1 protein-coding gene and 1 pseudogene are annotated in these 2642 nt (G+C 75.8%); both read right to left on the reverse strand.

What is annotated here, in order from left to right; genetic code table 11:
• A pseudogene (locus GA0115240_RS00470) lies at positions 1 to 1572 on the reverse strand (hypothetical protein); the annotation flags it as partial.
• A 104-nt stretch (positions 1573 to 1676) separates the two neighbouring features.
• Positions 1677 to 2546, reverse strand: a complete 870-nt coding sequence (locus GA0115240_RS00475; RefSeq protein ID WP_093734642.1) for a hypothetical protein — start codon at positions 2544 to 2546, stop codon at positions 1677 to 1679.
• Positions 2547 to 2642: the final 96 nt, after the last annotated feature.

The raw sequence follows: 2642 nt of genomic DNA on the forward strand, positions 1-2642 counted from the left end.
GTCGTCCAGCCAGCCGGCCCGCACCGCCTCGGCGGTCTCCTGCTCGACCTCGCTCAGCCGCTGTCCCAGGTGCTCGCTCTCGCTGCGGGCCCGCTGGGCCTCGGTGGCGGCAAGCGTCGCGTCGTGGTGCGCGGTCTCGGCCAGCCGCTGCAGTTCGGCCGAGCGCTCCTCCTCGGCGTCGGCCTGCCGCTCCGCCCCGGAAGCTGCCGCGTGCAGGGCCCGTACGAGATGGCCGGCCGCCGTGGTGCGGGCCGCGAGGGCCGGCGCGGCGTCCCGTTCGGCCTCGCGGATGGCCGCGGTGACCCGCTCCAGCCGGTCGCCGGCCGCGCGGTGCCGGAGCACGGTCTCGGCCGTCTGCCAGGCGGCGTGCAGGGTGCGGGCGTCGCCGATCTCGCGGCGCAGCGCGTTGGCGTCCTTGTCGGCGGCGGCCAGCGCCAGGGAGGCGTGGCGGTAGGCGAGTTCCGCCGCGGTCAGGGCGCTGCTCCCACGGGCCTGCTCGGCGTCGGTCACCCGGTGGGCGGCCCTGGCCATGTGCTGGGCCAGCTCGGCGGCCCGGCCCCGCTCCTGCTGGGCGCGGGCCGTCAGCCGCCGGGCCAGCACGCGGGTACGGCGCTCGGACTGCGCGTGCACGCCGCGCGCCTGGCCGCGGGTCGCGGCGGCGGCCACGATGCGCTCCAGCAGGTCGAGCGAGCCGGCCGTGAAATCCCGTTCCGCGGTCAGCTCGGCGCGGCGGCCCAGCTTTCCGGCGAAGCCGTGCACCAGGTCGGCCAGGCCGTCGGTGTCGCGGGTGTCGGTGACGGCGCGCAGCAGCAGGTCGGTGAAGTCGGAGTCCTTCTTGACCGCGAACAGGCCGGCGGCCTCGCCCTCGTCGGCGTTCATCTCCCGCTGGTAGCGGAAGAGCTCGGGGTCGAGGCCGAGGTCCCCCAGGTGCTCGTTCCAGCGGTCGTGGATCTCCTCCCACACCACCTCCAGGTGCGGGTACGCCTTCCCGGCCTCGGTCATCGCGTCCCGGAAGCCCTTCATCGTGCGGCGCCGGCCGCGGGCCCCGGAGGCGCCCTCGGCGCGCGGCCGCATCGCGCTGGCCTCGGCGACCGGCAGCGAGTCCAGGCTGAGCCCGGGGCCGGGCCGGAAGGAGTACCAGGCCTCGGCGAACTTCCGCGGGTCGGAGGAGATCTGGCGGCCCCGCCATTCGCTGACCTTGCCGGCGACGACGAGTTCCCCGGTGAGGGTGTGCTGCCACTCCAGGGCGACATGGCCGCAGTCCTCGGCCAGCAGGAATTTGCGCAGCACGCCGGAACTGGCGCCGCCCAGCGTGTTGCGGTGGCCCGGCAGCATCACCGAGAAGATCAGCTTGAGCAGGACGGACTTGCCGCCGCCGTTCTCCAGGAACAGCACGCCCGCCGGGGCCGGACGGCGCGGCGGGCCCGACGGCTCGTCGGCGAAGAAGTCGCCCTGGGTGGGGGCGGGTCGCGGCACGGGTTCGCCGACGCCCCGCAGATCGAGCACGGTGTCGGCGTAGCGCGCGCCGGCCGGCCCGATGGAGTAGAGGCGGATGCGGGAAAGCTCGTACATGCGGCGGACTCTCGTAGGGTCGTCGGTTCGGTTCGGTTCGGTCGGTTCGGTCGGTCCGGACGGTGGGTCCGTTCGGGCGAGCTGTTCGGTTCGGGCAGGCGCGCTCAGGGGTGCGTGTGGAAGGGCAGCCCGGCGTCGACGGCCAGGTCCGGCTCGTCGTCGGGGGCGGCCGGGACGAGGCTGGCGGTGCCGTCGCCGACGGGGACCAGGCCCAGGTCGAGGAGCTCGGCCATCGCGGCACTGCCCGCCATGTCACGGACCTGCAACTGGTAGCGGGCGGTGGTCCGGTAGGTGCCGCCGGACTCGTCGCCGGTGCGCTGCAGGAAACCGGAGTCCACCAGGAAGGCCACCGCCTTGCCGATGATGCCGGTGGTGGAACTGGCCAGCCGGCGGGCGTCCTTGGTGGCCCCGGTGGAGCTGCGCCGGGCCCAGACCCGCCAGGCCGCCTCCAGGCCGGGCGCGTCGGTGGCCGGGTCGGTGTTCCGGCCGGACTCGTCGGCGTGCTCCTCCAGCCGGCGGCAGGCCTGGCGGACGAAGGCGTCCACGCCGTGCACGGTGATACGGCCGATGTATCCGTCGTCGGCCAGGTCCTCGGGGCGCGGGAAGGCGAGCGCCGCCGCGGCGAGGTGCGCCAGCCCGTGCAGGAACCGGTCCCCGGCGTCGGAGGCGGCCCGGCGCGCGTAGTCGCCCATCCGCACGGCGAACACCGAGTCCTCGCCGGCCGCGACCGCCATCCCCGCTCGCGGCGACACCTCCAGCACGATCAGCTCAAGGCCGGCGGCGACCGCGTCGGCCAGCCGGGCGAAGGCGGGCTCCTCCCGGTACCGGCGGATCAGCTCCGCGTACTCCGCGTCCCGCGCCGGCACCAGCTTGGGCTGCAGCCCGAAGCCCACCAGCCGCGCGGCGTCCGCGACGTCCCCCGCGGTCACCGCGGAGGCCCTGACCTCCGCCGCGTCCTCCCGGCTCTCCGTCACGTCATCGTCTCCTCACTGGACTTGGCCCCGCGGCTCCACCGGTGGACGGGAAGAAGCCGCGCGCACGGACTCGGGCGGGGCGGCCGGGCGGCGGCC

The sequence above is a fragment of the Streptomyces sp. DvalAA-14 genome, from assembly GCF_900091855.1.
GTDB lineage: Bacteria > Actinomycetota > Actinomycetes > Streptomycetales > Streptomycetaceae > Actinacidiphila.